Source organism: Arthrobacter sp. YN, from assembly GCF_002224285.1.
Taxonomy (GTDB): Bacteria; Actinomycetota; Actinomycetes; order Actinomycetales; family Micrococcaceae; genus Arthrobacter.
The window spans coordinates 2,934,434-2,955,375 of record NZ_CP022436.1 but is presented as its reverse complement, the minus strand read 5'-3'; the positions used below and the strand labels follow the sequence as shown (position 1 = coordinate 2,955,375).

General features: G+C 62.7%; 20 protein-coding genes. 15 read left to right on the top strand and 5 right to left on the bottom strand.

The window, feature by feature from the left end; translation table 11 throughout:
* The first annotated feature begins 36 nt into the window (after positions 1–36).
* The 9 genes from pdxT to CGK93_RS13300 all read left to right on the top strand — a co-directional run bounded on the left by pdxT (position 37) and on the right by CGK93_RS13300 (position 9,857).
* Positions 37–738 carry a pyridoxal 5'-phosphate synthase glutaminase subunit PdxT gene (gene pdxT / locus CGK93_RS13340; RefSeq protein ID WP_089597447.1) on the top strand — a complete coding sequence of 234 codons (702 nt, stop codon included), beginning with the start codon at positions 37–39 and terminating at the stop codon, positions 736–738.
* Positions 739–741: 3 nt separating this feature from the next.
* Positions 742–1,497 (top strand): YebC/PmpR family DNA-binding transcriptional regulator, encoded by a 756-nt coding sequence (locus tag CGK93_RS13335; protein WP_089595251.1) that lies wholly within the window; start codon positions 742–744, stop codon positions 1,495–1,497.
* Positions 1,498–1,541: 44 nt separating this feature from the next.
* Complete coding sequence (gene ruvC, locus CGK93_RS13330) at positions 1,542–2,120, top strand: crossover junction endodeoxyribonuclease RuvC (protein ID WP_089595250.1); 579 nt, start codon at positions 1,542–1,544, stop codon at positions 2,118–2,120.
* A 79-nt stretch (positions 2,121–2,199) separates the two neighbouring features.
* Entirely contained in the window at positions 2,200–2,847 is a 648-nt protein-coding gene (gene ruvA, locus CGK93_RS13325) for a Holliday junction branch migration protein RuvA (protein ID WP_089595249.1), read from the top strand.
* Positions 2,840–3,916 carry a Holliday junction branch migration DNA helicase RuvB gene (gene ruvB, locus CGK93_RS13320; RefSeq protein WP_089595248.1) on the top strand — a complete coding sequence of 359 codons (1,077 nt, stop codon included), beginning with the start codon at positions 2,840–2,842 and terminating at the stop codon, positions 3,914–3,916. Before ruvA ends, ruvB begins: the two co-directional genes overlap by 8 nt.
* Positions 3,917–4,061: 145 nt before the next feature.
* A complete protein-coding gene (gene yajC, locus CGK93_RS13315; protein ID WP_198318222.1) occupies positions 4,062–4,445 on the top strand; it encodes a preprotein translocase subunit YajC in 384 nt (127 codons plus the stop codon).
* A 114-nt stretch (positions 4,446–4,559) separates the two neighbouring features.
* Positions 4,560–6,311: a protein translocase subunit SecD gene (secD, locus tag CGK93_RS13310; RefSeq protein WP_089595247.1), complete on the top strand. Its 1,752-nt coding sequence runs from the start codon at positions 4,560–4,562 to the stop codon at positions 6,309–6,311.
* Entirely contained in the window at positions 6,311–7,300 is a 990-nt protein-coding gene (gene secF / locus CGK93_RS13305; RefSeq protein WP_089595246.1) for a protein translocase subunit SecF, read from the top strand. Before secD ends, secF begins: the two co-directional genes overlap by 1 nt.
* Before the next feature lie 163 nt (positions 7,301–7,463).
* On the top strand, positions 7,464–9,857 hold the full coding sequence (locus tag CGK93_RS13300; protein WP_089595245.1) for a RelA/SpoT family protein: 2,394 nt from the start codon (positions 7,464–7,466) through the stop codon (positions 9,855–9,857).
* On the opposite strand, the gene CGK93_RS24140 is transcribed toward CGK93_RS13300, so the two are convergent.
* The 4 genes from CGK93_RS24140 to CGK93_RS13285 form a co-directional block, all read right to left on the bottom strand.
* Positions 9,854–10,084 carry a hypothetical protein gene (locus tag CGK93_RS24140; protein ID WP_232481314.1) on the bottom strand — a complete coding sequence of 77 codons (231 nt, stop codon included), beginning with the start codon at positions 10,082–10,084 and terminating at the stop codon, positions 9,854–9,856. The two genes, CGK93_RS13300 and CGK93_RS24140, sit on opposite strands and share 4 nt — an antisense overlap.
* Positions 10,075–10,452 (bottom strand): hypothetical protein, encoded by a 378-nt coding sequence (locus CGK93_RS24135; protein ID WP_232481313.1) that lies wholly within the window; start codon positions 10,450–10,452, stop codon positions 10,075–10,077. The genes CGK93_RS24140 and CGK93_RS24135 overlap by 10 nt, the downstream gene beginning before the upstream one ends.
* A gap of 98 nt (positions 10,453–10,550) precedes the next feature.
* On the bottom strand, positions 10,551–12,131 hold the full coding sequence (locus CGK93_RS13290; RefSeq protein WP_089595244.1) for a DUF349 domain-containing protein: 1,581 nt from the start codon (positions 12,129–12,131) through the stop codon (positions 10,551–10,553).
* A gap of 66 nt (positions 12,132–12,197) precedes the next feature.
* Entirely contained in the window at positions 12,198–12,998 is an 801-nt protein-coding gene (locus CGK93_RS13285; RefSeq protein ID WP_198318221.1) for a peptidylprolyl isomerase, read from the bottom strand.
* Positions 12,999–13,206: 208 nt separating this feature from the next.
* Between CGK93_RS13285 and hisS the strand changes: the two genes are divergently transcribed.
* The 3 genes from hisS (at position 13,207) to CGK93_RS13270 (ending at position 17,375) form a co-directional block, all read left to right on the top strand.
* Positions 13,207–14,553: a histidine--tRNA ligase gene (gene hisS, locus CGK93_RS13280; protein ID WP_089595243.1), complete on the top strand. Its 1,347-nt coding sequence runs from the start codon at positions 13,207–13,209 to the stop codon at positions 14,551–14,553.
* 110 nt (positions 14,554–14,663) lie between these two features.
* On the top strand, positions 14,664–16,457 hold the full coding sequence (gene aspS / locus CGK93_RS13275; RefSeq protein WP_089595242.1) for an aspartate--tRNA ligase: 1,794 nt from the start codon (positions 14,664–14,666) through the stop codon (positions 16,455–16,457).
* Positions 16,458–16,538: 81 nt separating this feature from the next.
* Positions 16,539–17,375, top strand: a complete 837-nt coding sequence (locus CGK93_RS13270) for a GNAT family N-acetyltransferase (RefSeq protein ID WP_089595241.1) — start codon at positions 16,539–16,541, stop codon at positions 17,373–17,375.
* Here the strand turns inward: CGK93_RS13270 and CGK93_RS13265 are convergent.
* Positions 17,372–17,974 (bottom strand): Vms1/Ankzf1 family peptidyl-tRNA hydrolase, encoded by a 603-nt coding sequence (locus tag CGK93_RS13265; protein ID WP_089595240.1) that lies wholly within the window; start codon positions 17,972–17,974, stop codon positions 17,372–17,374. The genes CGK93_RS13270 and CGK93_RS13265 overlap by 4 nt on opposite strands.
* 42 nt (positions 17,975–18,016) lie before the next feature.
* On the opposite strand from CGK93_RS13265, the gene CGK93_RS13260 reads away from it, so the two are divergent.
* The 3 genes from CGK93_RS13260 (at position 18,017) to CGK93_RS13250 (ending at position 20,932) form a co-directional block, all read left to right on the top strand.
* On the top strand, positions 18,017–19,561 hold the full coding sequence (locus CGK93_RS13260; RefSeq protein ID WP_089595239.1) for a replication-associated recombination protein A: 1,545 nt from the start codon (positions 18,017–18,019) through the stop codon (positions 19,559–19,561).
* Between the two features lie 218 nt (positions 19,562–19,779).
* Positions 19,780–20,400 (top strand): 30S ribosomal protein S4, encoded by a 621-nt coding sequence (gene rpsD, locus CGK93_RS13255; protein WP_026540819.1) that lies wholly within the window; start codon positions 19,780–19,782, stop codon positions 20,398–20,400.
* A 157-nt stretch (positions 20,401–20,557) separates the two neighbouring features.
* Entirely contained in the window at positions 20,558–20,932 is a 375-nt protein-coding gene (locus CGK93_RS13250) for a DUF948 domain-containing protein (protein ID WP_089595238.1), read from the top strand.
* Positions 20,933–20,942: the final 10 nt, after the last annotated feature.

The following is a 20,942-nucleotide window of genomic DNA, read 5'->3' as shown; positions in this document are numbered from 1 at the left end:
GACGTCGCGGCAGGCGCAGCGCACTATGATGGATCAATGACCAACCCCCTTTCCGACGCTTCATCGCGCGTGGGTTCAGGACTCAGGATCGGCGTTCTGGCACTCCAAGGCGACTTCCGCGAGCATATCCACGCTGTGGAGGCCGCTGGAGCCACCGGCGTGGGCATCCGCCGGCCGTCCGAGCTGGACGATGTTGACGGCCTGATCATCCCCGGCGGCGAATCCACCACCATCGACAAATTGTCGCGGATTTTCGAACTGCGCGATCCTATCCAAAAGCGCATAGCAGACGGCCTTCCCGTCTATGGCTCCTGCGCCGGTATGATCCTGCTGGCCGATGAAATCGCCGATCCCGCCAAGGACCTTAAAGGAAATCCCCAGCAGACTTTTGGCGGCCTGGACATCACCGTGCGCCGGAACGCATTTGGCCGCCAGCGTGAATCCTTCGAAACGGACCTCGATTTCAAGGGCCTGGACTTCAGTGCCGGGGAGTCAGGCGTGGATCCCGTCCACGCTGTCTTCATTCGCGGTCCCTGGGTGGAACGTGTAGGTCCGGACGTCGAAATCCTGGCGCAGGTTGATCCTGACCACGCCAGCCACACAGCTGCTTTGCACGGAGTGGCTAGAATTGTTGCAGTGCGCTCCGGCCACCTGCTGGCCACCTCCTTCCATCCGGAAGTGACTGGGGAGAAGCGCGTGCATGAACTCTTTATTCGAATGATCAGAGGAGAAGCGTAAAGCATGTCAGGCCACTCCAAATGGGCGACCACCAAGCACAAGAAAGCCATTATTGATGGCAGGCGTGCAAAGTCGTTCGCGAAACTGATCAAGAACATCGAAGTTGCTGCCCGCATGGGCGGCCCGGACCTCGCCGGCAACCCCGGCCTGGAGTTGGCTGTCACCAAGGCCAAGAAGACGTCGGTACCCAACGACAACATCGACCGCGCCATCAAACGTGGTGCCGGCCTCACTGGTGAGGTAGTCGACTACACCGAAATCATGTACGAAGCACGCGGTCCGCAGGGTTCTGCCCTGCTGATCGAATGTCTGACCGACAACAAAAACCGGGCAGCTTCGGAAGTCCGCCTCGCCATTTCCCGCAACGGCGGCACCATTGCCGACCCCGGTTCGGTCAGCTACCTCTTCGCCCGCAAGGGTGTTGTGGTCCTGCCGAAGAACGGCCTCAGCGAAGACGACATCCTGATGGCCGTCCTGGAAGCCGGAGCTGAGGAAGTGAAGGACAGCGGCGAGAACTGGGAAATCCATTCCGAGCCCTCCGACCTCCAGGCCATCCGCGACGCCCTCAAAGACGCCGGCATCGACTACGAAACCGATGAAGCCGAATTCGTTCCGTCCATGCAGGTGGAACTCGATGTCGATGGTGCCAGGAAGTTCATGAAGCTCGTCGATGCACTGGAAGACCTGGACGATGTCCAGAACGTCTACAGCAACGCGGACTTCAGCGAGGAAGTGCAGGCTGCCCTCGACGCCGACTAGGCGGGGCAGCAACCAATGTTGATTTCAACCAGGAAGGCCCGGACTTGACTCTTCGCGTATTGGGAGTCGATCCGGGCCTTACCCGTTGCGGCATCGGCGTAGTGGACATTGAGCGGAACCGCAGAGCCACCATGGTGGCTGTCGGAGTGGTGGGAACGTCCGCTGACCAGACCTTGGACAAGCGCCTGCTGGTGATCGCTGAAGCGATCGATGAATGGCTGGACCGGCACGAGCCGGATGTCGTCGCCGTCGAGCGCGTTTTCTCCCAGCTGAACGTCAGCACGGTAATGGGTGTCGCCCAGGCCTCCGGTGTGGTGATCGCTGCGGCCGCCCGCCGTGGCATTCCGGTGGCCCTGCACACTCCCTCTGAGGTCAAAGCCGCAGTGACCGGCAGTGGAACGGCCAACAAAGACGCTGTCACCAAACTCGTGACCAAGATCCTGCGCCTGGACGCTCCACCCAAGCCAGCCGATGCCGCAGACGCCCTGGCTCTGGCCCTGACGCACGCATGGCGGGCGGGCAGCGGAATGGGCGCAGCGGGTGGTTCCTCCGGTGCCGGTTCGCTGACTCCCGCTCAGAAGGCCTGGGCCGACGCCGAAGCCAAAGCGCGCCGCGCACGGTGATTCCCCACCGTCCTTGCTAGGGTATTCGTAGATATGTTCGGATAGTCCGCTTGGGCCGTAATTATTCAGGAGCCGGGTCTTGATCAGTTTTCTTCGTGGAACCGTAGCCCACGTGGGTTTGTCCACCGCCGTCATTGACCTCAATGGGGCGGGTATGAGCGTCTTCGCCACCCCGCAAACCCTGAGCCACCTCAAGGTCGGAACCGAGGCCAAGCTCTTCACGTCCATGATCGTCCGTGAAGATTCCCTCACGTTGTTCGGTTTCGCGGATGACGACGAACGTGAAGTTTTCGACGTCCTGCTCAGCGTCAGCGGCGTGGGGCCGAGGCTGGCACTGGCCGTCCTGGCCGTGCACGAGCCTGAAGCAATCCGTGTGGCAGCACACACCGGTGATGGCAAGGCTTTCACCAAGGTCCCCGGAATTGGGCCCAAGGTGGCCGGCCGGATCGTCCTGGAACTCGCGGGCAAACTGGTTCCGCATGGCACCGGCTCCGCAGCCACTGCTGCCCAGGCTGCCACCAACGCCGAGTGGAAGCCCCAGGTAGTCGCTGCCATGACCAGCCTGGGGTGGTCCGAGAAGGACGCTGCGGGCAGCATCGACAAAGCCATGGCCGACTCTCCGGAGCTGGTGGAGGCGGGTAACGTGGCCCAGATCCTCCGCGCTACACTGCGCTGGCTGGGCCAGGACGGCGCACGCGCCGGCAATCGCGTAGGCAGCCGTGGCTGAGCAATCACTCGTCAACGGGGGAGAGGAGCCGGAAGAGCGGGTCATTGAGGCTGCGCTCCGCCCTAAGAACCTGCATGATTTCGTCGGCCAGCACCGCGTGCGTAAGCAACTGGCCCTGGTCCTCGAGGCCTCAAAGATGCGCGGACGCAGTGCCGACCACGTCTTGATGTCCGGCCCACCAGGCCTGGGCAAGACAACTCTGGCCATGATCATCGCGGCAGAAATGAACGCGCCATTGCGTATCAGCAGTGGTCCTGCCATCCAGCACGCCGGAGACCTCGCCGCCATCCTCTCCTCGCTTTCCGAGGGGGAGGTCCTGTTCCTGGATGAAATCCACCGGATGTCCAGGCCTGCAGAGGAAATGCTCTACATGGCCATGGAAGACTTCCGGGTGGACATTGTGGTGGGCAAGGGAGCCGGCGCTACGGCCATTCCCCTGGAGTTGCCTCCGTTTACGCTGGTAGGAGCCACCACCCGCGCAGGCCTCCTGCCGGGTCCGTTGCGTGACCGCTTCGGCTTCACAGGCCACCTCGAGTTCTACTCGGTTGCTGAACTGGAGCTCGTCCTTCGTCGATCTGCAGGCCTGCTGGACCTGAAGGTGAACTCGGCCGGGTTTACTGAGATCGCCGGTCGGTCGCGTGGTACTCCACGAATTGCCAACCGTCTCCTTCGCCGGGTCCGTGACTGGGCCCTGGTTCATGGCATTGACCAGATTGACGCCCGGTCTGCTTCAGCGGCTTTGGACATGTATGAAGTGGATGCGCGGGGACTGGACCGGCTGGACCGTTCCGTGCTGGAAGCGCTCATCACCAAGTTCAACGGCGGTCCTGTGGGGTTGTCCACACTGGCGATTGCCGTGGGAGAGGAACCGGAAACGGTGGAGACCGTGGCCGAGCCGTTTTTGGTGCGTGAAGGACTGCTGGGCCGAACGCCGCGTGGCCGCATCGCCATGGCTTCAGCGTGGACGCATCTCGGTTACGCCGTGCCGGCCGGAGTCTTCGGCCAGGAAGCCCTGGCACTCTTCGGCGAGGATGAAAACCACGCCGAAAGCGTAGATACCGTCGGTTAACACGCCGTGTTCAGCTTTTCCCTCTAGACTGGTATGACGCTCGGCACGTTCGAGTCCTTGATCCATGCAGCCGCCTCGCGGATCTGCCAGGGACGTTGCCGTGAACCAAAACGTAAGTACAGAACGGAACTTCCCTGTGGATCCAATGACCATATTGCTGTTCGTCATGCTTGGACTCTTTGTCTTCATGATGTTCCGCCGCAACAAGAAGACCCAGCAGCAGCAGGCTGAAATGCAGTCCAAGTTCGCTCCGGGCGTCGACGTCATGACCAGCTTCGGTCTCTTTGGCCGCATCGTCTCCATCGACGAAGCCGAGAACAAGGTTGTCATCGAACTTTCCCCGGGTAACGAGGCCACGGTTCACCGCCAGGCCGTCACCAAGGTAGTTGAAGCGCCCGCTGAGGAAGCCCCGGTTGTACCGGACGACGCTTCTTCCCTGACTACCGCAGATGCTGAAGCTCCTGCCGCAGTTGAGACGCCCGAAGAAACCATTGCGCGCCTCAACAAAGAGGACAAGAAGGACAACTAGGATCGTCAGGCGCGGCACCCCCGCGCAAGGCAACTTCTACGGCAGCTGAGAGCCGCCGGCAGACGCTCACATGCGTTGGCCGGCGGCTGTCCGGCGATAACAGGAAGATCGATAATGGCACGGACCGGCCCCAAAAATTCAGCCCGCAGGGTGCTGACCTGGCTTGGAGCAATATTCGTTGTACTCACCGCCGTCCTGGGTGGCGGAGTTTTGACTGGTAATGCCAGCTGGGCACCCAAGCTTGCCTTGGACCTCGAGGGCGGTACCCAGATGATCCTGGCGCCCAGGGTTGACGGATCCAGCGAGATCAACGAAGAGCAGCTCAACCAGGCAGTTGCGATCATCCGTCAGCGGGTTGATGGCTCGGGCGTTGCTGAAGCAGAGATCAGCACCCAGTCCGGCCGCAATGTTGTGGTCAGCCTCCCGGGTACACCTTCCAAGGAAACCCGCGACTTGATCCAGGCTTCGGCCGACATGAACTTCCGGCCTGTCATTACCTACGGAGATCCCGCGGCCGTCCCGGTGGAATCACGCACACCGGATGACCAGCTGAACAAGCCGACGGCGGAGCCGGCCAACGCGAGTGATGTCAACTGGATCACCCCCGAAGTCCAGAAGGAATTCGAAGCACTTGACTGCGTCAATCCTTCGACTGAAAGGCGTGAACGCTCCGATCCGGCCAAGCCCCTTGTAACCTGCGAAGCTGCCACAGCCAAGACTCCGGCCCTCAAGTACATCCTTGGACCGGTAGAAGTCCGGGGCCAGGACATCAGCGATTCCACTTTCTCCCAGGTGCAGGGCGCCCAGGGTTCGGTCACCAACTCCTGGGGTGTGAACATCGTCTTCAACGGGGATGCCACCGAGAAGTTCAAGGCCGTCACCGAGCGGCTCAACCAGTACTATGTGGCGGCCCAGGCGCAAGGAACTGAAGATCCCAAGTCCCAGTTCGCCATTGTCCTGGACGACAAAGTCATTTCCGCACCGCGTTCCCTGGCAGTGATCACGGACGGACGCCCGCAGATCACGGGAGACTTCACGCAGGCTACTGCCAAAGCGCTGTCCGATCAGCTCCGTTACGGTGCCCTGCCCATCAGCTTCGAGATCCAGTCACAGGAGCAGATTTCGGCCACCTTGGGTGGGGACCAGCTCCGGCTCGGGTTGTTGGCCGGCATGATCGGCTTACTGCTGGTGGTGGTCTATTCACTCTTCCAATACCGGGCCCTGGGCCTTGTCACCATCGCTTCCTTGGTGGTGGCCGGCGTCTTAACCTATCTGGCCATCGCGATCCTCGGCTGGACCGAGAACTATCGACTCTCCCTCGCCGGCGTGGCTGGTTTGATCGTGGCCATCGGCCAGACCGCTGACTCGTTCATCGTCTACTTCGAGCGTATCCGCGATGAATTGCGCGAAGGCCGCGGACTTGTTTCCGCGGTGGAGAACGGATGGAAGCGCGCCAAGCGAACGGTGCTGGCTTCCAAGGCGGTCAATCTCCTGGCTGCAGTTGTCCTCTACTTCGTGGCTGTGGGCAACGTCCGTGGTTTCGCGTTCACGCTCGGCTTGACGGCGGTTGCCGACCTCATTGTGGTGTTCATGTTTACGCACCCCACGCTGCAGCTCCTGGCGCGCACTAAGTTCTTCGGCGAAGGTCACAGGTTCTCCGGGCTTTCCCCTGACCGTTTGGGCGCAGTTCCCCTGTACCGTGGGGCCGGAAGGCTCCGCTCTCCCGAGGACAAGCCCGCGCCCGTGCGTCCGCGTAACAGCGGTGCCGCAGCTGAAGCAGAACGTCGCATGACCATCGCTGAACGGCGTCTTGCCGAAAAGGGCCAGCTGACTGGTTCCTCCACGGCAACCAAGGAGGAGAAGTAATGACGACGAGCTTCGCAACCTTCGGCCATGAGCTTTACACGGGTAAGCGCTCATACAACTTTGTAAATTCGAAGAAGATTTGGTTCATCATCGCGGCCGTCGCCGTGGCCCTCTCCATCCTCATCCCGGTGGCCAAGGGTGGTTTCAACCTTGGCATTGAGTTCCGTGGCGGCTCGGAGTTCACCGTTTCCAACGTGAGCACCACCGACGCGAGCCTTGGCGAAAAGGCCGTGCACGACGTCGTACCCGGCGCCATCCCGCGCGTGGCCAATGTCGCCGGCAACACCATGCGGATCCAGACGGACCAGTTGACCGACGACGAGACGAACCGCATCAAGGATGGCCTCACCAGCGCCTACGGGGTTACGGAAAACGAAGTGACCTCCAACTTCGTGGGTCCGACCTGGGGACAGGATGTCACGCGACAGGCGCTCATCGGCCTGGTGGTGTTCGTTGGTTTGGCGGCTGTCCTGATGGCCCTGTACTTCAGGACCTGGAAGATGTCGTTGTCGGCGTTGGTGGGCATGCTGGTCACCATGTTCATTACAGCGGGAATCTATGCCCTGAGTGACTTCGAAGTTACCCCGTCGGCCATTATCGGCTTCCTGACGGTCCTCAGCTACTCGCTGTACGACACCGTGGTGGTGTTCGACAAGATTCGTGAAAACACGGCGGACATCACCACCTCGACCCGCCGCACGTTCGGTGAAGAAGTTAACCTTGCCATCAACCAAACTCTGGTCCGCTCCATCAACACCATGATGGTGGCCGTCCTCCCTGTAGCAGCAATCCTCTTTATCGGTGCAGGCCTCCTGGGCGCTGGCACGCTGCGGGACCTCTCCCTGGCGTTGTTCGTGGGCATCATCATTGGTACGGCTGCCACGATCTTCATTGCGGCGCCCCTGTACGCGTGGCTGCGCCAGGGTGAGCCGGAACTCGTAAAGCAGGCCAAGAAGGTAGCCCACCGCCGGGCCGACGTCACCGTCTAGGCCCGTCGCTACGCCTCTGTTTGACCATTGAGCCGGTCCCCGCACATATGCGGGGACCGGCTCTTTGACTTGCCCGTCCCGTGCGTCATGTGCTGCCCATTTGCAGAAGCATTCACTTACGGGAATAGACTTAGAGAATTATTCGGTTGTGAGGGGTACTTCTGTGGAAGAACGTGCGACGTCGGCACCACCGGCGGGCGGGGAAGACGGCCACAATGCTGTGGCGGTTCCAGCAACAAGCATGGCTGGACGGACTGCGGGAGCTGTTCCGGTGGATACCCCTGGCGCGCGTCCAACCTTTCCGGGGCGCCGGGAGCGTACACGTTCCCGTTTGGCCCGTCTGACCGGCCGTGGCGTGGCTCCGTACTCTCCGATCCTCGAACCTTTGCTGCGGACAGTACGGGCCAACAACCCCAAAGAGGACTTTGACCTGATCCAGCGGGCCTTCGCCATAGCAGAGCGAAGCCACCAGGGCCAGAAACGCAAGAGTGGTGATCCCTACATCACCCATCCGGTGGCCGTGGCCACCATCCTGGCTGAACTCGGAATGACAGGCACCACTCTGGCGGCGGCGTTGCTTCACGACACCGTGGAGGACACCCCCTACACGCTGGCTGACCTGACGAGGGATTTTGGTCCCGAGGTTGCCATGCTGGTGGATGGCGTGACCAAACTGGACAAGGTCAGCTTTGGCGAAGCCGCGCAATCAGAGACCGTCCGCAAGATGGTTGTGGCCATGGCCAAGGACATTCGGGTCCTGATGATCAAGTTGGCGGACCGCCTGCACAACGCCCGTACGTGGCGCTTTGTCTCCGCTGAGTCTTCCTCGCGCAAGGCTCGTGAAACGCTGGAGATCTTTGCCCCCCTGGCTCACCGCCTGGGCATGAACACCATCAAGTGGGAGCTCGAAGACCTGTCCTTCGCTGCCCTGTACCCCAAGGTGTACGAGGAAATCGTGCGCATGGTGGGGGACCGTACGCCTGAGCGCGAGAAGAGCCTCAGTGTCATCCGCAACCAGATAGCAGATGATTTGCGCACCGCCAGGATCAAGGCGACCATCACCGGGCGTCCCAAGCACTACTACTCGATTTACCAGAAGATGATCGTCCGGGATAAGGACTTCGACGACATCAACGACCTCATGGGCGTGCGCGTCCTGGTGGACTCGGTCCGGGACTGTTACGCAGCACTGGGTACCCTGCATTCGCGATGGAATCCCCTTCCGGGGCGGTTCAAGGACTACATCGCCATGCCCAAGTTCAACATGTACCAATCGCTGCACACCACGGTGATCGGCCCGGGCGGCAAGCCCGTGGAGATCCAAATCCGAACCCATGAAATGCATCGCCGGGCCGAGTACGGTGTGGCAGCGCACTGGAAGTACAAGGACCAGCCAAACCGCACGGCGCAGGGCCCCGGCAGCCCGCGCGACGGGGACATGGGCTGGTTGAGGTCCCTGGTGGACTGGCAGCAGGAAACGTCGGACCCCGGCGAGTTCCTGGACTCCCTGCGTTACGAAATTAATGCACGCGAAGTTTTCGTCTTCACCCCGAAGGGTGAGGTCATGGCTCTGCCCGCGGGATCGACTCCCGTTGATTTTGCCTACGCCGTCCACACGGAGGTCGGCCACAGGACCATCGGGGCCCGCGTCAACGGCAAGCTGGTCCCGCTCAACAGTGAGCTGAACCATGGCGACTGGGTGGAGATCTTCACGTCCAAGGCTGAAGGAGCCGGTCCCAGCCAGGACTGGCAACACTTCGTCAAGTCGGCACGTGCACGCAACAAGATCCGCCAGTGGTTCACCAAGGAACGCCGCGAAGAAGCAATCGATCGCGGCAAGGACATGCTGACGCGGGCCATGCGGAAGCAAAACCTGCCGTTGCAGCGCCTGATGACGCACGATGCCTTGTCTGCGGTGGCCGAGGACTTCCACTACGTTGATATCTCCGGTCTCTATGCGGGCGTCGGTGATGGACATACGTCCGCCCAATCCGTGATGGAAAAACTCGTCGAGCACTTGGGAGGCCACGAGACTCCGGATGAAGACCTCGACGAAGTCAGCATTCCGACGCAGGTTGCCAAGTCCAAATTCTCGGACTCCGGAGTCATCGTCCGTGGTGTGGGCGACGTCTGGGTCAAACTGGCCCGTTGTTGCACACCCGTTCCACCGGACCCCATCCTGGGATTCGTCACCCGCGGCTCGGGTGTCTCCGTCCACCGGACCGATTGCACCAACGTTTCGGGACTCCGGGACCAGCCGGACAGAATCGTGGAAGTGGAGTGGGCTCCCACACAGTCGAGCGTCTTCCTGGTGGAAATCCAGGTGGAGGCGTTGGACCGTAAATCCCTGTTGTCCGACGTGACGCGGATTCTGTCCGAGAACCACGTGAACATCCTCGCTGCCTCGGTCCACACCTCGAGCGACAGGGTTGCCATCTCGAAGTTCGCTTTTGAAATGGGCGACCCCAAGTACTTGCACCACGTCCTGAATGCCGTACGCCGCATTGATGGCGTCTTTGATGTCTACCGCACCACAGGTAACAGGCGGCGGAGCTAGCCGGCAGCAAGGTGTGCAAGGGTGGCCAGGGCACGCCGCTTGTGGGGAACCCGCGGTGCTGCCTCCACGGCCAGCGTGAGGAGTCTCAACCGGATCCCGAGGTCTTTCTTGGCCAGGAGGCGCCTCAGGACAGGCAGGGCGCGGTCACTCTCCACGTGCAAGGCGATGTCCGCTGCAGTGCGGAGCGGGCTGCTCACCAGCATCCCGCCCAGGCTCACTACGTCCATCTGACCCAGCCGCACTTCGTGGAGGCTGCAGGCGGTGCTTCCGCGCAGACTTGAAATGCGGTGCTTCGCATCAACCAGGAGTGACAGGCGCTCCGGGGGTTCGCGCAGCCGTAGATCCACGCGGCGGTCAGCCGCCCGGCAACTACTTTGGTCCGGATCCGTTCCGGAACTGTGAGGGCTGCTGCGCGGGCCCGGAGGCGATGGGTGATTGCGGTTCCCGGCGAGGCGTAACTCTTCCCGTAGAGCGGCAGCAGGATGCCGTCGAAGGCCATGCTCTGCAGTTCGTTCCAGGTGAAGATCCGGTGGGGGGAGTACAGCTCTGGGATGGCCGGCTCCGATAAGTGCGGGGCGGCGACAGCGGGGTCCATCCACCGATCATTCCGCGCAGCCGCCCAAGCAGTACAGGCTCCGTTCCGGTTATGTGGATAACCGGAACGGAGCCTGCGGTACTGCTAACCCAAGAGCGCTAGGCGAGATCGCTGGCAGAGCGCTGAATCTGGTCCAGCCACGCCTGGCGGGCCTCCAAAGCCTCGCGGGCAGTCTTGATACGGCGCTGGTCGCCTGCCTTTTCAGCCTTTTCAAGGTCATCCTTGAGACCGGCGATGGCAGCTTCCAGTTGCGAGAGGGCGCTGTTGGTGCGCGCCTTGGTCTCCGGGTTGCTCCGGCGCCACTTCTCTTCTTCGGCTTCCTTGACGGCGTCTTCAACCTTGCGGAGTCCGGCCTCGATGCGTCCCATGTCCCCACGCGGAACCTTGCCGGCATCTTCCCAGCGGTCCCTGATGGACTGGAGGGCCTTCTTGGCCGCGTTGAGGTCCTTGATGGGAAGCAGGGCCTGCGCTTCGGCTACGAGCTGCTCCTTGACCACCAGGTTCGCGGTGTACTCCTGGTCGATCTGGTCGTTGGCCGCCTGGCGGTTGCTGAAGAAGACGTCCTGTGCGGCGCGGAACCGGCCCCACAGTGCGTCGTCATCCTTGCGGCTCGCGCGGGGCGTTGCCTTCCACTGGTCCATCAGCCTGCGGTATTCACCGGCGGCGAATCCCCAATCGGTGGAAGTGGAGAGGGCCTCGGCCTCGGCGATCAGCGCTTCCTTGGCAGACTTTGCTGCTGAATTGTTGCTGTCAAGTTGCGAGAAGTAGGCGCGGCGGTGACGGTCAAAGACTGTGCGGGCCGAACGGAACCGCTTCCACAATGCGTCCTCGTTGCTCCGCCCCAAACGTACGCCGCTCTTCTGCGCCGTCTTCCAGGTTTCAAACAACTCGTTCATGCGGGCGCTGGAGGTCTTCCATTGAATCTGGGCAGGATCCTGCCCGGCAATGGACTCGGCTTCGGACACGATTGCTTCGCGGGCAGCGAGTTCGCCGGCCCGCACAGCCTCGTGTGCAGCCTTCTCTGATTTTTCCAGCTCCACGATCTGGGTGGAAAGGGCATCCAGGCGTGTTTCCGCAGACCGGATATCGCCCACCATGGTGCGCTCTGCAAGTTGCTCGCGCAGATGGGTGACAGTCTTTTGCATGTCCGTGGCCGGGGCCTTGGATTCCACACGGTGTTCCAACAGGACAACCTGGGCAATAATGTCGTCGAACTTCCGGGCGAAGTAACCCAGTGCTTCGTCGGGACTGACACCCGGGTACTGGCCGACGGCGATCTCCTCACCATCCAGCGTCAGGAACACGTGGCCATCACCTTCGGCGCGGCCCCACTTGGCTGCCTCGGCAAGCGACGCGGCGGACACGGCAGGGGCAGCGGGAACGACGGCGGCGGGAGCCTTGGGGCGGGCCGCAAGCGCTGCAGGTGTCGGGGCTGCTGACGGGGCAGGTCGCGGTGCGGCCGGCTCATTGGCGGCTGCTTCGGCCCCGGGCGTCGCTGCAGGTGCCGGGTTGTCACCGGCTGCTGCCTCGGTCTGGGCTGCTGCCTCATCAACAGGCGCTGGTTCTTGTGCAGCTGCCGGCGCGACGGAGGTTTCCGCATGGTCGGGCCTGATCGCCTCGACTGCTTCTTCTTCGTTGGCCACTACTGCTGTTTCGTCGGATTTCTGACTGTCTGTCACCGCTAAAAGTCTTTCGCTTGGAGGGACTGCTCAGGTAATGCACCCCGGGCCGGGGCCTGGAGCTGGTTACTTCACAGAAAACGAGTCTATCGTGACAGGTGCCACAGGGGCGCCGTCACTGGTGCTTTCGCCGGTTTTCAGGCCTGCTGCGGCGATGTTGGTGACCACGTCCAAGCCGCTTGTTACCTTGCCCACTACGGTGTATCCACCGGCCGTGTCAGCAGGAATGGTGGTGTCCTTGTAGACGATGAAGAACTGGTGCCCGTTGCCGTAGGCGTTGTTCCCGCTGCGGGCCACTGCAATCGTTCCTGCCGGGTACTTGTTGTCTGCGGGCGTGTTTTCCAGCGGACCCCATCGGTAGTTGGGGTCGTCCGCGCCGTCTTCGGACGGGGCGCCGCACTGCAGCAGTCCGAAGGTTTCCGAGGTCGTCAGGCGGTGGCAGAACTTTCCGTTGTAGTAGCTGGCGTCGCTCAATGACTTGAGGACTGCGGCGGCCTGCGGTGCCGCAGTGCCGTTCAGTTCGATGCCCAGCACGCCGCTGTTCAGCGCCAGCTCACCGGTGAAGGTTTTACCCGCTGCGGTATCACGGCTGGGAACGTCCGGACTGTTGGACGCAGACGCAGACGGAGAAGCGGACGGAGAGCTTATGCCCGCTTCTGCAGCAGCGAACTCAGCCTCGGTGGGGTTGGAGTTGAAGACGGTCAGTTGAAGCACGACGGCGAGGATCACTGCCGCTGTACCCGCGCCGATGGCGATGGTGTTGTCGCGTTTGCGTCGCTTGCCCTGTTCCTGCCGCAGGGCGCGCTTGGCTTCCATCTGCCTGATGCGACGTTTCGCTTCGCGGTCATCCCGCGACCTTGTTGCCAAGAGTCCTCCTGATTGTGTCCACTTTCCGGGGCCGCCGACAGGAACCCGGGCATGCTGCATTAGATGTGCACGCGCCGAAAGCATAAACTGGCTGCCGCACATAGTTTATGCATGACCGGCTGCACGCCCGCCCTGTAAACGCCGTACGGGCGTTTAAAGCTGTGGGTCCTGTACCAGCGTCAGCTTTCTTCGAGGAGACATTTCCACCATGGCACGTACCGCCTCCCTGTCCGGATTCCCCGAGTGGCTTCCCCAGGAGCGGTTGGTGGAGCTCCATGTGCTGGATACACTCCGCAAGACGTTCGAGTTGCACGGGTTTTCGTCCATCGAGACCAGGGCAGTGGAAACTGTGGGGCAGTTGCTCCGCAAAGGCGAGATCGACAAAGAGGTTTACGGGCTCAGCCGGCTCCAGGATGACGAGGGTGAGGCTGAGAAGTCAGATAAAGCGGATCCCAACGCCTTGGCACTGCACTTCGACCTGACTGTTCCCTTCGCCCGTTACGTGGTGGAGAACGCCGGGTACCTGGCATTCCCGTTCCGCCGCTACCAGATCCAGAAGGTCTGGCGTGGCGAGCGGCCGCAGGAAGGCCGCGCCCGTGAGTTCACCCAGGCGGACATCGATGTGGTGGGCGACGGCGAGCTTCCGTTCCGCTATGACGTCGAGATTGCCCTGGTCATCGCCGAGGCACTGAGCGCCTTGCCGATTCCGGATTTCCGGCTCCGGATCAACAACCGGAAGCTGGCCGAGGGTTTCTATCGCGGCATCGGCCTGACGGACACTGCCGGGGTCCTGCGCAGCATCGACAAACTGGAAAAGATCGGCGCTGCGAGGGTGGCCGAGCTGTTGAAGAGCGAGCTCGGTGCCACGGACGAGCAAGCCGGCTTGGCCTTGCAATTGGCAAGTATCCGCACTGAAGACACCTCCTTCGTCCAGCAGGTACGCGCTTTGGGTGTCACTGATGAACTCCTGGAGGAAGGGCTCAACGAGCTGGAGCAGGTCATCCAGGCGGCCGTTCAGCGTGCCCCGGGCAAGGTGGTTGCCGATTTGAGCATCGCCCGCGGCTTGGATTACTACACCGGAACTGTCGTCGAAACCGTGTTGGTGGGCCACGAGCAGCTCGGTTCCATTTGCTCCGGTGGCCGCTATGACGCCCTGGCCAGCAAGGGCAACCGCAAGTTCCCCGGCGTCGGCCTTTCCATCGGTGTGACGCGGCTCGTATCGCGCATCCTAAGCCAGGAGCTGGCGACGGCCTCGCGCTCGGTCCCTACAGCGGTCCTGGTTGCCTTGAATACGGACGACAGCTGGTCTGCGGCGCAGGATATCGCGGCACAGTTGCGGGGGAGGGGCATTGCCACCGAAGTTGCTGCGAAGGCCGAGAAGTTCGGCAAGCAGATCAAGTTCGCCGACCGGCGCGGTATCCCGTTCGTGTGGTTTACCGACGAGGACGGCAAGCACCAGGTCAAGGACATCCGTACCGGCGAGCAGATTGACGCAGACCCCGCAGAATGGACGCCGTCGGAAGAGGACTTGTACGTCCGCGTCACCACCGCCTGATACAGGCATCGCTTGTTCCGCCGTTGGGCGGGAGCCGCGGCCGGGGCGGGTAAACTCGGACGGGACCGCCTTGCAGCGGTCCCTATAAATTTCATGCTGAAAGGAATGCTGTGCTGCGCACACATGACCTCGGGTCACTTCGATCCGAGCACATTGGACAAACCGTTACCCTGGCCGGCTGGGTGGGCCGCCGCCGTGATCACGGTGGCGTTGCATTCGTTGACCTGCGTGACGCGTCCGGTGTCGCCCAGGTGGTAGTCCGTGAGGAAGAGGTCTTCCATGGCCTGCGGAACGAGTACGTCCTGCAGGTGACGGGTACCGTCAACAAGCGTCCCGAAGGCAACGAAAACCCGGCTCTGGCGACGGGTGACATCGAGGTGATCGCTGACAAGGTGGTCATCCTCAACACCTCCGAGCCGCTTCCGTTCCAGATCGACGAACACGTTGAAGTCGGCGAGGAAGCACGCCTTAAGCACCGTTACCTGGACCTTCGCCGCCCCGGCCCCGCCCGCAACATGCGCCTGCGTTCGGAGGCCAACCGTGTGGCCCGCGAACTGCTGCACCAGCGCGGCTACGTCGAAATTGAGACGCCCACGCTGACGCGTTCGACGCCGGAAGGCGCCCGCGACTTTGTTGTCCCGGCACGCCTGGCGCCGGGTTCCTGGTATGCCCTGCCGCAGTCGCCGCAGCTTTTCAAGCAGCTGCTCCAGGTGGGTGGCTTTGAGAAGTACTACCAGATTGCCCGTTGCTACCGTGACGAGGACTTCCGCGCGGACCGCCAGCCGGAGTTCACCCAGCTGGATATCGAAGCCAGTTTCGTGGACCAGGACGATGTCATTGAGCTTGGCGAGGCAATCGTCAAGGCACTGTGGCAGCTCATCGACGTCGAGATCCCCACCCCGATCCGTCGCATGACATATCTGGATGCCATGGCCAAGTACGGCTCGGACAAGCCGGACCTGCGTTTCGGCGTGGAGCTGACAGAGCTTACGGACTTCTTCAAGGACACCAACTTCGGAGTCTTCAAGGCACCCTACGTCGGCGCAGTGGTCATGCCCGGCGGAGCTTCGCAGCCCCGCCGTACTCTGGACGGCTGGCAGGAATTCGCCAAGCAGCGCGGGCACAAGGGTCTTGCCTACGTGCTCTTCAAGGAGGACGGCGAGCTCGCCGGCCCCGTTGCCAAGAACCTCACGGAAGAAGAGCGTGCCGGACTGGCCGACGCCGTGGGTGCCAAACCGGGCGACTGCATCTTCTTCGCCGCCGGTGAGAAGTCAGCGGCCCGCGCCCTGCTCGGTGCTGCCCGCGTTGAAATCGGTCACCGCACCGGCCTGATCGACCCCAACGACTGGGCGTTCGTCTGGATCGTGGACGCTCCCATGTTCGAGCCCGCCGCCGCGGCCGTCGCTTCCGGTGACGTCGCTGTGGGTGGAGGCCAGTGGACGGCTGTGCACCACGCGTTCACCTCGCCCAAGCCGGAGTTCCTGGACACCTTCGATCAGGACCCGGAATCCGCGTTGTCGTACGCCTATGACATCGTCTGCAACGGCAATGAGATCGGTGGCGGTTCCATCCGTATCCACCAGCGCGAAGTGCAGGAACGGGTCTTCCAGCTCATGGGGCTGGACAAGGAAGACGCCGAAACCAAGTTCGGCTTCCTGCTGGAAGGCTTCAAGTACGGCGCCCCTCCGCACGGCGGAATGGCCCTCGGCTGGGACCGCGTCGTGGCCTTGCTCGCCGGCGTGGAGTCCATCCGCGACGTCATTGCGTTCCCGAAGTCGGGCAACGGCTATGATCCCCTGACCGCCGCTCCTGCACCGATCACCCCGCAGCAGCGCAAGGAGGCAGGCGTCGACTTCAAGCCCGAAGCCAAACCTGCAGCCAAGCCGGAAACCACCACCGTCTAAACGGTCACCAAAGGCTCTCCACTCCGGTGGAGGGCCTTTGGCGTTTCTCCCGAAGACTCCCTCAACGAAAGGTGCTGCTGGATGCCGGAGCAAGCTTTCCTGGAAACGCTCATGGACAAGGCCTGGCCGGCCCTTGAGCGTGAAGACCTTGTTGGCGAAAGCGCAGGGAAGTGGGTGCTCCGTGCTTCGAACGGGGTGACGCAGCGGGCTAACTCCGTGTGGCCGGCCACTCCGGCAGACAGTGCAAAAAGTGCAGGCAGTGCAGACAGTCATGAAGTGGCCACAGGCTCCGAGTCTGCCGCTGACCTTGAGCGATCCGTCAGCGCCGCCTCGGAGTGGTACAGGCGCCGCCGCCTGCCGTTGATTTTCCAAGTGTTCGATGACTCCCGCAGTGCTGCCCTCAATGATGTCCTGGACGGCCGGCGCTTCACCCGGCAGTCTGAAACGAAGATTATGCTCCGCGGACTGGACGACGTGCCGCCCAGTCCGCCGAAGGTGGAGATGCTCGAACTGCCTTCTGAGGAATGGCTCCGTCTCTGGTGGTCCGTCGACGGCCGCGGTGGTGAGGCCGAATTGTCCGTTGCCCACAGGATCCTCACCGCCTGTCCGGCGCTGTACGCCATGGTGAGGGACGACGACGGCGTCCCCGCCGCCGTCGGACGCCTCGCCCTGGTTGACGGCTGGGGCGGCATCTACAGCATGGCGACCTCTGCCGGGCACCGCCGGCGCGGATACGCCGCCCAGGTGCTGGCCGCGTTGCTGCATGCCGGCGCGGGGCGGGATCTTCAGGGGGTCTGGCTTTTGGTCACGGCCGCCAATCACGGGGCACAGTCGCTGTACACACAGGCGGGATTCATGGACTACGGCAGCTACGTGTACCGGCAGGCTCCCCTGAAACGTGCCCTCAGCGGCTGCTAACCCGCATGCTCCGGATCAGTCACCGTGATCCGAATCGAGCAGGCGTCTGCTGCCGCTTTCTGCAGGGCCGCGGATTTGATCTCCTGAATGTCCAGGAATGCCAGCCGTGCGCGGCCGGTGAACGCCTTGAGGACGGGCTGCGCAAGGACCTGATCCACCAAGGCCCTGTCTCCGCCGGGAACGATGTACTCCATCCGGTGCTCCGAGAAGATCCTGGCCGCATGTTCCGCCGTGGACCTGGCATCGATGAAGCGGTTGCCGCTCTTCGAGGCGAGGATGGTGGTGCCACTGGCCGAGGCCACGGCATAACCGCCGCGCCGGACCAGCAGCAGGCCCAGTCCCCGTTCCTGGGCGGCCAACGAGGCGAGGCGGTGGATTTCGCTGCCCCCTCGGCCAGGGCGTCCGTCCGACGGCCATGGCGCCCTCAGCAGCGCGGTGGCTCCGTCGGCTGCGCGGAGGAGGAGGCCGCCGTCGTCGAGGTCTTCCACCACGGGACCGTGGCCGGCCGCGAACCGTTCCACCCAACCCTGCAACCGGGCGGCGGACACCAAGGCGGTCCTGATGGCCTGCTGACGCGGGGCTGATGCTCGGCGGTCCATGGTGGATGTCTCCTTTGCTGGAACTATGAGTAGCCTATCCATGTGGAAGATCTCTTTGGTGCCGGTGCAGACAACGACGACGAGTCGGAGGAACTGCCGGCCACGCCGGATTCCCTCCGGGGGCCTTCCGATGCACACTGGATGGCGTCCCAGCGCAGTCCACTGGCAGTGCGGATGCGCCCCCGCACCTTGGACGACGTCGTGGGGCAGCAGCACCTGCTGGGCCACGGTTCGCCACTCCGGCAGCTGGCGGCCGGGGCTGAGGCTGCCGGTCCTGCCGGACCGAGCTCCGTGATCCTTTGGGGCCCTCCCGGTACGGGCAAAACCACGCTGGCCCATGTGATCGCGCGGGGTCCCGGAAGGAAGTTCGTGGAATTGTCTGCGATCACCGCAGGCGTCAAAGATGTCCGGCGCGTCATGGATGAGGCCTTGACGGCCCGCGATCTCTATAAGAAAACCACCGTCCTCTTCCTGGACGAGATCCATCGCTTTAACAAGGCCCAGCAAGACGCCCTGCTGCCGGGTGTCGAGAACCGCTGGGTGGTGCTGGTCGCCGCGACCACGGAAAACCCATCATTTTCGGTGGTGTCGCCCCTGTTGTCGAGGTCGCTGCTGCTGACGCTGAAGCCGCTCACCGATGACGACATTGCGGGATTGCTGCAACGGGCCGTCGCCGATGCCCGTGGCCTTGCCGGACGTGTGGAGCTCAGCCCGGAGGCGCTGGACCACCTGGTTCGCCTCTCCGGCGGCGATGCCCGCAGGGCGTTGACCGCGCTGGAAGCCGCTGCCGGGGTCGCGTTCGGTGACAGTACCGCCGTCGGGCCTTCTGAACCGGCCGGTACCGATGCCGTGCCGGAGGAGGACAGCGACGCTGAAGAATCGGGCGACGCTGAAGCAACCAACGACGACGGCGAGCCGGGACCCGCCAACGACCGCGCCCCTGACGCTCCGGTGCTGGTGGAACTGCGTCATACCGAGCGTGCCCTGGACGCCGCTGCGGTTCGCTATGACCGTGCAGGGGATCAGCATTACGACGTCGCCAGTGCTTTCATCAAATCCATCCGTGGCTCGGATGTCGATGCCGCGCTGCATTACCTGGCCCGCATGCTTGAAGCGGGCGAAGATCCACGGTTTGTTGCACGGCGCATCGTGATTTCCGCCGCTGAAGACATTGGAATGGCCGATCCCACAGCGCTGCAAACGGCAGTGGCGGCGGCCCAGGCGGTGCAGTTGATCGGCATGCCGGAGGGGCGGATCGTCCTCGCCGAAGCTGTGGTCCATTTGGCTACCGCGCCTAAATCCAATGCCGCCTATATGGGCTTGAACAAAGCGGTGGCTGATGTCCGGGCAGGGTTTGGCGGCGGCATCCCCATGCATTTGCGGGATGCGCATTACCCCGGAGCAAAGCAATTGGGGCATGGCAAGAGCTACAAATACGCCCACGACGAACCGCACGGTGTGGCAACCCAGCAGTACCCGCCCGACGATTTGGTGGGAAAGGACTACTACCAGCCCACCAATAACGGAGCCGAACGTGACATTGCCGCCAGGCTGGAACGGCTCCGAAAGATAGTGCGGGGGGAGTAGGCAATGGCACCTCTTCCACTGGAAGGTCCACAGGGCGTCAACCACGTTGTGCATGGTAGGATTGATCCTTGTCTGGCATGGCCCGACGCACAATCCCACTGAAGATTCCTTCAACAGTGCTGTGCGCCCGGGCTAGTAGCAAGAGGCAGCGGTTGGCCGATGCTCTCCCTGATGGAGGCCAGTAACACTGACACACCGCAGTAATTGGAAGGACACAAGTGGCTAACAACACTCGTGCTCGCCGTACCGCACGCCTTTCGCGTGCACTCGGCATTGCTCTGACCCCCAAGGCCGCCAAGTACATGGAGCGCCGCCCGTACGGCCCCGGTGAGCATGGCCGTGCCCGCAAGAAGCAGGACTCCGACTACGCCGTACGTCTGCGCGAAAAGCAGCGTCTGCGCGCCCAGTACGGCATCCGCGAAGCCCAGATGACCCGTGCCTTCGAAGAAGCACGCCGCACCAAGGGCCTGACCGGTGAAAACCTGGTTGAGCTGCTCGAAATGCGTCTGGACGCCCTCGTGCTCCGTGCAGGCTTCGCCCGCACCATCGCACAGGCCCGCCAGCTGGTTGTGCACCGCCACATCATGGTTGACGGCATCCGCGTGGACCGCCCGTCCTTCCGCGTTGGCGAAGGCCAGCTCATCCACGTTCACAGCCGCTCCGAGGTCATGCCCCCGTTCCAGGTGGCAGCTGCAGGCGCACACGTTCTGAACAACGTGCCGCCGTACCTGGACGTCAAGATCGACGCCCTGCAGGCACGCCTGGTTCGTCGCCCCAAGCGCTCTGAGGTCCCCGTGATCTGCGAAGAGCAGCTCGTCGTCGAATTCTACGCCCGCTAAATTCAAGCAGCGCATACAAAGAAGCCCGTGGCACATGCCGCGGGCTTCTTTGTATGTAAGGTCCCGGTCCAAAGTGGGTAAGGTACTGGGGAGGCCTTGTCCAAAGCCGTTCAGCGGCTGGTGCAGGGCAATGCAACAACCCTAGGAGAAGAGTTCTATGTCTGGTGGCGACATCGCCGGCCTCATCGCAGCAGGAGTCTTCGCGCTCCTCGTGTTGTTGTTGGCTGTGCCAATCTTGAAGCTGGGTGGCGTTTTCGATGAGGTCCGGACCTCCATCCGGTCCATCAGCGACGGCGCCACGCCCTTGATGGATGAAGTGACCGCTACGGTTTCCACCACCAACCAGCAGCTGAAGAAGGTTGATGGGATCGCCTCCAACGTCTCCGACGCCTCGGCCAACATCTCCGCGTTGTCCTCGCTGGTGGCGGCCACGGTGGGTTCTCCCTTGATCAAGGTGGCAGCGTTCAGCTACGGCGTTCGCTCGGCTTTCGCCGGGCGACGCGGCCCTTCCTCCGGCCGCCGCAGCCGCTGAACGGATGAGT

What these genes read in the sequence shown, in the direction of transcription:
- yajC (WP_198318222.1), top strand. Translation starts at nt 4,062, where the DNA reads ATGACCATATTGCTGTTCGTCATGCTTGGACTCTTTGTCTTCATGATG.
- CGK93_RS24135 (WP_232481313.1), bottom strand. Translation starts at nt 10,452, where the DNA reads ATGGACCCCGCTGTCGCCGCCCCGCACTTATCGGAGCCGGCCATCCCA.
- hisS (WP_089595243.1), top strand. Translation starts at nt 13,207, where the DNA reads ATGGCACGTACCGCCTCCCTGTCCGGATTCCCCGAGTGGCTTCCCCAG.
- CGK93_RS24140 (WP_232481314.1), bottom strand. Translation starts at nt 10,084, where the DNA reads ATGGACGTAGTGAGCCTGGGCGGGATGCTGGTGAGCAGCCCGCTCCGC.
- secF (WP_089595246.1), top strand. Translation starts at nt 6,311, where the DNA reads ATGACGACGAGCTTCGCAACCTTCGGCCATGAGCTTTACACGGGTAAG.
- CGK93_RS13250 (WP_089595238.1), top strand. Translation starts at nt 20,558, where the DNA reads ATGTCTGGTGGCGACATCGCCGGCCTCATCGCAGCAGGAGTCTTCGCG.
- pdxT (WP_089597447.1), top strand. Translation starts at nt 37, where the DNA reads ATGACCAACCCCCTTTCCGACGCTTCATCGCGCGTGGGTTCAGGACTC.
- secD (WP_089595247.1), top strand. Translation starts at nt 4,560, where the DNA reads ATGGCACGGACCGGCCCCAAAAATTCAGCCCGCAGGGTGCTGACCTGG.
- CGK93_RS13265 (WP_089595240.1), bottom strand. Translation starts at nt 17,974, where the DNA reads ATGGACCGCCGAGCATCAGCCCCGCGTCAGCAGGCCATCAGGACCGCC.
- CGK93_RS13335 (WP_089595251.1), top strand. Translation starts at nt 742, where the DNA reads ATGTCAGGCCACTCCAAATGGGCGACCACCAAGCACAAGAAAGCCATT.
- CGK93_RS13270 (WP_089595241.1), top strand. Translation starts at nt 16,539, where the DNA reads ATGCCGGAGCAAGCTTTCCTGGAAACGCTCATGGACAAGGCCTGGCCG.